A 9015-nucleotide genomic window follows, 5' to 3' on the forward strand; every position below is an offset into this window, starting at 1 on the left:
TTAATATTCATAATAGATCTTAAATTGCAACGTAATATTAAACATTGTTCAAATCTATAATTAAGCATTAATAATAGATACTTTAAATGATATTTAGTTTTATTGAATACTTGCCATGGATAAATAACAGTATTCATAGAAACGACCTTTAAGCGCCATTAGCTCTTCATACGTTCCATCTTCAACAATTTGCCCTTTATCCATAAATAAAATCCGGTCCATTTGTTCTAAACCTTCCAATTGATGCGTAATATATAGACATGTCCTACCCTCTACATAATGCATCAAGTCACGATGTAAAGCTTTTCTTGTTACTTGATCCAAGCCTTCTAAAGGTTCATCTAATAAAACGATTTTAGGATTGCGCAAGAACAATCTAGCTAATGCAACTCTTTGACGTTCACCACCACTCAAACCTTGCCCTCCACTCCCTACAATCGTATTCATACCTTCTGGTAATTTTTCAACTACCGATCGCAATGATGCACGGTTAATGGCTTGATCTAAATCCGCCATAGAAGCTTCAGGTCTTGCAAGGCGTATATTATCCTTAAAGGAAGCATTAAAAATATACGTATCTTGAGTTATAGTCCCCAATGCATTACGCCAAGTATCAATTGAAATATCTTTCAACTCCACCGAGCCTATACGAATGGATCCACCATAATCATATAACCTCTCAAGCATATTAAATAATGTCGTCTTGCCAGACCCACTAGCACCAACGATAGCAATGGATTTCCCTTGCTGAATATGTAGTCTGAGATTCTCATAAATATGGCGATATTCATCATAACCAAAGGATACATCTGTAAAAATAATATCATCATTAGGGTTAAATGATTTTGGTGATATAGGTTCTACAATAGATATCGGTTCATTACTGAGAGCCATGAGACGACTTGTAGCAACTTTACTTTCTGCACCATGATGAACAGCAGCAATCATAGGCTGTAACGCTTCAAACCAAGCCTGTGTGCCAATGGCAGCCACCGCTACCATAACACTAGCCCAAGCACCTGTTAACGCATTAGAAGCCATAATAGCTACAATAACTACAGTTAACTGAACGCCGCCCATGAATAGTGTATTACCCATATTCATGCCTCGCTCAATAGTACCTTTTTGAGCATCTACATTGCGCATCATATGCTGAATACGCTTATATACCATGTCTTCATTGCCATAACTAATCACATCTTCCAAACTATCCATAGTATCACTTAAAAGCGCTTTATAATCGCCTTGTTGGGGCCCAATCGTACGTAAAGATTCTTTATTATACGAATAAACAACCAAAGGTACTATTACACCTAATACGAAGGCCGACAAAAGAATAGGTATAATCAAACTATTGTCAATTGTAGAAACTCCATATGCAATCAATATAGTCAAGGCAACGGCTGCTACGGGTGGAATCAAAGTGCGCAAGTAGAAGAATTGTAATACCTCTATATCCCCCATGATGCGTCCCAACATATCACCTGCCCCAAACCGTTTGAGTATAGCAGGTGCCAATGGTTCCAAATGAGCATAAAACCACAAGCGCAAGCCATAGAGTCCTTGGAATGCCATGCGATGAGATGTATAGCGCTCAAAATAACGACATACAGCACGACTAACACCGAAGAATCGAACTCCTACGATTGCAAGACTTAAATAAGTAAGTCCTGGTTGCAGTGCGGCAGATGCCAATAGCCAAGAGGATACTGTCAAAAGCCCAACATTCATAAACACTGTTAAGAATGTAAATAGCAAGGCCAATACTAATGACCACTTAGCGGGACTCAATACAGAAAACAACAATTTCCAACCTTGTAAGCCCATATTAGAACCTTTTGCATTATCTTTAAAGGTCTCAGTATATTTAACAAATTTAACAAAATGCTCTGTACTATTGATAGGTGTATCTACGACCAATGTATTCTCTGAATCAAATTGTTTTCCAATATACAATGGTTCTTCAAGAGTTGCTGATAATTGCCCTAAGCCAGATGTAACAAGGTCTTTAAAATACCCCTCTTCTTCAAGTAGGTCATGATAAGAACCTTCTTGAAGAATTGATCCATTTTTCAAGACATATAGCTTAGATGCCCAATGCATAGTTTGTAATCGATGCCCAATAATGATGGCAACCTTATTTTCCATCAAACGCTGAATAGCTGTACTTATAATAGCTTCTGTTTTTACATCTAGATGTGCTGTCACTTCATCAAGAATCAATACTTGACCCTTCCGGAGGAATGCACGAGCTAAAGCAATACGTTGCCGCTCGCCTCCACTAAGACCTAACCCACCTTCACCGATAACCGCATCAAGCCCATCTTGTTCTCGATTAATAACATCTAATAGCTGAACTTCTTTGCACGCATCAAGAATCTCTGCATCACTTACATCCATACCAAAGGATAAGACCTCTCGCAAGGACCCTTTCATAATATGTGGATGTTGAGATACATAGATAATTTGCTGACGCCACCAGTTGATATCTAAATCACATATATCAATGCCATCGATAGTAACTGTTCCTTTCGGAGCCTGTAAAAACCCTCCAACAATATGGGCCATAGTAGATTTACCAGCTCCGCTTTCACCAACGAGCATAATAGGTGCATTACGTTCAGCCTGCAGCGTAATGTGGTGTACCCCATTCTCACTATTTTTATAGGTGAAAGTTAAATCTTTAATTGCAATTTCCTGTATAGGCTTATCAAGTTTAGACTCACCACCTACTGGTAAATAAGGTGGACGCTGCATGAATTCTTCATACTTCAGAATAGATGTTTTCCCTGCCATCCCTGTGTGGAAAGCTGCCCCCAATTGTCTAAATGGAGTATAGAACTCCGGCGCTAACAACAAAATAAAGAAGGCTGAAAAGAATGTGACTTCACCATCTAATAAGGTTAGACCTAAATATACCGCAATCAGAGCAGTACTAATTGTACTCACTAATTCAAGTACTAATGCAGATAAAAAGGCTACGCGCAACACGCGTAAAGTGGAATCTTTAAACTCTTGAGATAATCGACCAATAACCTTAATTTGATCCTTTGCACGGCCAAAGAGCTTTAGCGTAGTAATCCCTTGTAGTACATCTAAAAAATGCCCCGATAGGAAGCTCATACGTTCCCATTGTTCCTTATTTAATCGATCAGCTTGCTTCCCAATCAAGATCATAAAAAATGGAATTAAAGGCACCGTAACAATCAAAATAATACCAATTATTGGCAATGTATTTACAATGGCAATCCCCATAATAAGAGGAATCATAATAGCATATAAAATCTGCGGAATGTAACGTGCTATGTAAGCATCTACTTGTTCTAAACCATCGGTAAGCATATGGATGACATCGCCATGACGTTCCTTATGCTGTATACCGAGCTTAAACATATGCGCCAAAGAGCGTTCTCTAAAGGATGCTTTTACAGCACTTCCCAAATGATTTGCTACCGCCTCTTGAACATAATGAGCCACCAATCTCACAATAATAGCAATAAACAAATAAATAATGGTGTTCGTTTCGTCAGCTAGTGTATGCTCCAAAAATATAAGATTATTTATTAAGGTTCCAAAGAACCAGGCTTGCCCAACAATGGACAGACTTTCTACTAAACAGGTTAAGCCGAGTAGCACAAGCGGTCCTTTATGTTCTAGCAGCGCTTTAAATGCGGTACGCTGTATCATACTATCCTCTACGGTAAATCTATTTAAATATATAAACTCAAACAAATTTAAATCCCTATTACTAAGCCTACAAGAGTCCAAGCGAATCTAAATTTATCAATATTATATTCATCTTACCATAAAAAAGAGGCGTGCCGCTACGGCACGCCTCACATTAAAACCTAACTTTTACAACTTACATAAGTTGTAAAGCTATGCTATTAATAGTGTAAATCTTTTTCTGTTACACGATGACGGAATGTCCAATATACCCAAGATTGGTAAACCAAAATAATTGGCACAAATACGAAGGCTACACAAGTCATCAAAGTCAACGTATAAGTAGAGTTAGCTGCATTAGTAATAGTCAAGCTCCACTCAGGATTCAAAGAAGAAACCATGATGCGAGGGAACAAACCTGCAAAGTATGCGGCTGTTACAGAAATAACAGATAAACAACTGAATAAGAAACCCCATTTTGTATTTCGAGTGCGTGCTGCACCCCAAGAAATGAGGAAGGACACGATAGCTAATGCAAAGCAAACTATAGCTAATACAGAATTAAACAAATCTGTATACACGTAAGTTGCACCTACCAATGCCAATGCACCGATAGCTGTAGGAACACCTACTACCAAGGATGCCGCACGAGCGCGCTCAGAAACAGTACCAGCTGTTTTAATAGAAGTAAATAAACCACCATGATATGTAAATACCAAAATGAACGCAATACCACAAAGTATGGTGTATGGACTTAATAAATCAGAAAAAGTCCCAACATATGTCATACTTGCATCAATTGGAGTACCTTGAATCAAGTTACCTACTGTAACACCCCACAATAGTGCAGGAATCAAGGAACCAAAGAAGATGCAGTAGTCGAATGTTTTACGCCATAACAAATTAGGGCTCTTAGAACGGAATTCAAAGGATACACCACGAATAATAAGAGCTGCAAGCATCAAGAATAGAGCCAAATAGAATCCACTAAATAATGTAGCATACACGTGAGGGAAGGATGCGAATAATGCCCCTCCGGCAGTAATCATCCAAACTTCATTACCATCCCACACAGGACCTAAGGCATTGATCATTTGTCGACGTTCAACGTCAGTTTTACCAATGAATGGTAACAAAATACCAGTACCATAGTCAAAACCTTCTAATAAGAAGAAGCCAGCGAATAGTACAGTAATTAAGATAAACCATACCACTTCAAGGTTATTAAAAATTAATTCCATAATCTTGCCTCCTCTTTTTCAACTACATCATGAGATGGATTTCCATCTGGACCTTTTTTAATGTGTTCTACAGCAAGGTAGATAGCCGCGATAGCAGCCACGATATACACAAGTGTAAAACCGATGATTGTAGTCATAATTTCTGGAGCCGTTACGGATTTAGACGCACCATCTGCAGTCAATTGCAAACCATATACAAGCCATGGTTGACGACCTGCTTCCGCTACAAACCAACCAGTGGAGTGAGCGATGAATGGCAATGGCAACATCCAGAACATAATTTTTAAGAATGTACGATTTTCAACAAGCTTGTCTTTTGCATTTAGGATAAGCCCTACAAAGGCAACAAGTAACATAAGAGAACCGGATGCTACCATGACACGGAATGTCCAGAAGATTGCTGGAACATCTGGAATATAGTTGCCAGGGCCATATTGAGCCTCCGCTTTTGCTTGAAGGTCTTTGATACCTTCTACCTTACCAGACGTAAAGGAGTTTTGAGTCAAGAAGGATAAACCACCAGGAATTTCAAGAGCACCTGTATTCTTTTGTGCTTTAGTATCAATATTAGCTACCAAAGAGAATGGCGCTGGATCTTGTGTTTCCCACAACGCTTCCATAGCAGCCATTTTCATAGGTTGTACTTTTGTGATGTATTGACCTTGATGATGACCAGCTAATGCACCTAAAGTACCAAATACAAGTGCGATAACCATGCCCCATTTAGCGGAGCGGCGGTAGAATTCTGTCGCATTATTACGCAATAAGTGCCATGCACTGATTGCCATAATAATTACACCAGCTGTTAATAAACCATTCAATACGATATGGAAAAATTGTCCAGGTACATAGCCATTTTGAACGATGGTCAGGAAATTTTCCATCTCTGCACGGCCATTGCGTAATACAAAGCCTACAGGATGTTGCATAAAGGAGTTTGCTACGAGAATCCAGAACGCAGATAAGTTAGTACCTAACGCTACAAATGTAGCTACAAGGGCATGAACACATTTATGTAAGCGGTCCCAACCGAAAATCCAAACGCCCATGAATGTAGATTCCAAGAAAAATGCCATTAATGCTTCAAGGGCCAATGGGGCACCAAAAATGTCACCCATAAAACGAGAATATTCTGCCCAGTTCATACCGAAATGGAATTCCTGAACAATACCAGTCACCACACCCATGGCAAAGTTAATTAGGAACAATTTACCCCAGAACTTAGCCATTTTTTTGTATACTTCTTTACCAGTCGACACATAGGTCCACTCTAAAGCAGCAACAGTCACTGTCATACCTAGTGTGAACGGCACAAATAACCAGTGATAGATAGATGTTAGCGCGAATTGCAATCGGGCTAAATCTACAGCTTCAAACATGTGTTTTCCTCCTTAGAATAAAATACTAACATCACTTGACGAGCTTTTACAAAAAACCTTGCATCATTGCGACTGTAAAAAAGCTCAAGCCTCAGCAATAATCAACTGTTCTCGTTGGGCAAGGGTCTTAAAATTAACCTCTTCCAACTGATTGACCAATTGATGCTGAATCACGCCCATTGCTTCATTTATAGCGCAATGCCCCTTACAAGACTTAGAGCAAGAACCTACATCATATAAACAACGTTGTAAATACGCATCCCCTTCTACTGCTCTAATCACATCGAGCAACGATATCTCTTGAGGGCTTCGATTCAGGGCAAATCCGCCATCTACACCGCGAAAGGATTTCATAATCCCTGCTGCAATGAGACTACGCATAATCTTAAGCAAAAAGCGTTCTGGAATCAACTCTTGCTCAGCCAATACAGCACCAGTTATCTTCGAACCCGAAGGTAGTAGCGCCATATGTAAGACCATGCGAAATGCATAATCCGTGGCCTGATTTAACTTCATAAAGTCTCCTTTCTCATGCACTCGGACAAACGTATTACTAAATCTAGTATAAATGAAATAAAACAATACTGCAATGGTATTGTTTTGTTTATAACGAAAAAATTCACTTAGTTCTCATGCACATGCTTTATTTCCTCAATGACGGATTTAATCTCCACAAAATGCTTATTATAATCGCACTTTCAAAAAAGACTGCTCCACAAAAGAGCAGTCTCAATATATGTATTATTTTGTAATTTCTCGCACCAAATGCCCCATTTCAGGAATGATGAGTTTGCTCATCGCCAAGGTAACAGCTCCTACAGACCCAGGAACGGAGAACATTAAAGTATTGTTATTAACACCAGCTTCTGCACGAGATGCCATTGCTTTTGTCCCAATATCCTCCGTATAGGATAAATATCTAAAGATTTCACCAAAACCTGGAATATGCTTTTCATATAAGCTATTTACAGCCTCGATGGTAACATCTCTCATAGCAATACCAGTTCCCCCAGTAGATATAATGACATCAATAGACTCATCATTACACCATGGAGTCATAGCATTTATTATAGCCTCACAATCATCAATTACAATTTTGCGATCTGCTACAATATGATTTGCTGCTTCCAAAAATTCTTGAACTTTGTTGCCTCCTTTATCAGTTTCTAATGTACGAGTATCAGATACAGTTAATACTGCAACACGTAATGGTCTTGCTACAACTTCGTAAGACATAGTTCCTCCTAAAATAAAGGCACAATAGACGCCAATATCGTCCATCCATTATCGCGTAATGTATCACGCAATGCCCATGTATACTTAATAAGCGGTGCACAATGTAGGCGCAACCAGAAAGATAAATACGGTGTATCTCCTTGGAATACAGCTAGTCGATTTAGAGCATATAAATTATCCCCTGGCTTTACTGTCCCCGGTTGGACTGTGAAAGCCATTTTATACCCAGACTGTTTAGTAACATATTGAACGAGCATATCATTAAAACCACCAGGATACGCCAAATAATTGATAGGCTCTCCTAAGATACCTTCCATAGATGTTTTACCACCGAGAATGGCATCAGGCAATTCTGTAGGATCCATATGAGTTAGTATCTTATGATGATTTGTATGCCCTTGAATGTCAAAACCAGCAGACTCCATTTGGTGCATTTGTGCAGTGTTTACAAAACCAGGCGTATTGGCAGCGTCACTAATCATGAACAAAGTAGCTTTCATATTATATTCTTTTAATATAGGCAATGCATGTTCATAATTATCTACATAACCATCGTCAAATGTTATTACTATAGGCTTCTCTGGTAAATCCGAACCATTTTGTAAATACTCATACAACTGATTCAATGTAATCGTATTATAGCCATGATTATGGAGGTATTCCATCTGCTCCTTAAACTGATCCACATGCAATGTTAAAGCGGAATGTTTCTCATCATTTATTTGATGATAATTGAGTACCGGTACACCATATAACTTATAATTTGAAGACAGTCCCCACATAGCCCCAATAGAAACCGCTAAAATTGCAATACATATTGCAATACAATATAACAACTTTTTAATACAGCTCTTGCCATATTTATACATATAAAATAATCACTCCCATCGACTTACATACATAATGAGAATACCACATATAAGTGGCTATTATCAAGAAAATTCCTCATAAGATTAATATAAAAACCATTGATACAATGAATCTGTCGTCGCTTAATTCTTATTACCTTTAACTTGCCCTACTTGCTTCCTCACTGTGGATTTCCCTTCTCTGCTTCGCAGTTCGGTAAATCTTACGTTCGGAAGAAAGCGATGCAGTGAATCTGTCGTCGTTTCACTCCTCCATCTTCTACTGCCCTGCTTTTACTGCCCTGCTCACCAAGTCCCCTAGGAGGATAGGAAGCTATACATAAAAAAAAGACACACCCTTAGGTGTGCCTTTAGCTTAATCAGCGGCTTCCTATCCTCCCAGGCCGTCTCCAGCCAAGTACTTTCGGCGTTTATGAGCTTAACTACTGTGTTCGAGATGGGAACAGGTGGATCCTCATAGCCATCGCCACTGAATCTGTCAGAGTTTGTACTCTGAAAACCACATAGAAGTATATATATTTGTTGCACATTCTGCTTAATGTTTTGTTTAAGTAAAGCCCTCGATCGATTAGTACCAGTCAGCTCCAAACCTCACGGCTCTTCCACACCTGGCCTATCTACCAT

Annotated in this window: 6 protein-coding genes and 1 rRNA gene; all 7 read right to left on the reverse strand. The window is 39.0% G+C overall.

Annotation, left to right across the window (positions count from 1 at the left end):
* Positions 1-99 precede the first annotated feature (99 nt).
* Positions 100-3687: a thiol reductant ABC exporter subunit CydD gene (gene cydD / locus AAAT26_RS08400; RefSeq protein ID WP_349209091.1), complete on the reverse strand. Its 3588-nt coding sequence runs from the start codon at positions 3685-3687 to the stop codon at positions 100-102.
* A gap of 200 nt (positions 3688-3887) precedes the next feature.
* Positions 3888-4907: a cytochrome d ubiquinol oxidase subunit II gene (cydB, locus tag AAAT26_RS08405; protein ID WP_287507815.1), complete on the reverse strand. Its 1020-nt coding sequence runs from the start codon at positions 4905-4907 to the stop codon at positions 3888-3890.
* Positions 4898-6286 (reverse strand): cytochrome ubiquinol oxidase subunit I, encoded by a 1389-nt coding sequence (locus tag AAAT26_RS08410; protein WP_004695363.1) that lies wholly within the window; start codon positions 6284-6286, stop codon positions 4898-4900. The genes cydB and AAAT26_RS08410 overlap by 10 nt, the downstream gene beginning before the upstream one ends.
* A gap of 84 nt (positions 6287-6370) precedes the next feature.
* The gene (locus AAAT26_RS08415) at positions 6371-6802 is read right to left on the reverse strand and encodes an RrF2 family transcriptional regulator (protein ID WP_287552376.1); all 432 of its coding nucleotides are present in this window, start codon (positions 6800-6802) and stop codon (positions 6371-6373) included.
* 225 nt (positions 6803-7027) lie between these two features.
* On the reverse strand, positions 7028-7522 hold the full coding sequence (locus tag AAAT26_RS08420; RefSeq protein WP_155086521.1) for a MogA/MoaB family molybdenum cofactor biosynthesis protein: 495 nt from the start codon (positions 7520-7522) through the stop codon (positions 7028-7030).
* Positions 7523-7530: 8 nt separating this feature from the next.
* Positions 7531-8391: a polysaccharide deacetylase family protein gene (locus AAAT26_RS08425; protein WP_349209092.1), complete on the reverse strand. Its 861-nt coding sequence runs from the start codon at positions 8389-8391 to the stop codon at positions 7531-7533.
* Positions 8392-8748: 357 nt separating this feature from the next.
* Positions 8749-8865 (reverse strand): 5S ribosomal RNA (gene rrf / locus AAAT26_RS08430).
* Positions 8866-9015: the final 150 nt, after the last annotated feature.

Source organism: Veillonella parvula (assembly GCF_040094895.1).
Classification (GTDB): domain Bacteria; phylum Bacillota; class Negativicutes; order Veillonellales; family Veillonellaceae; genus Veillonella; species Veillonella parvula_L.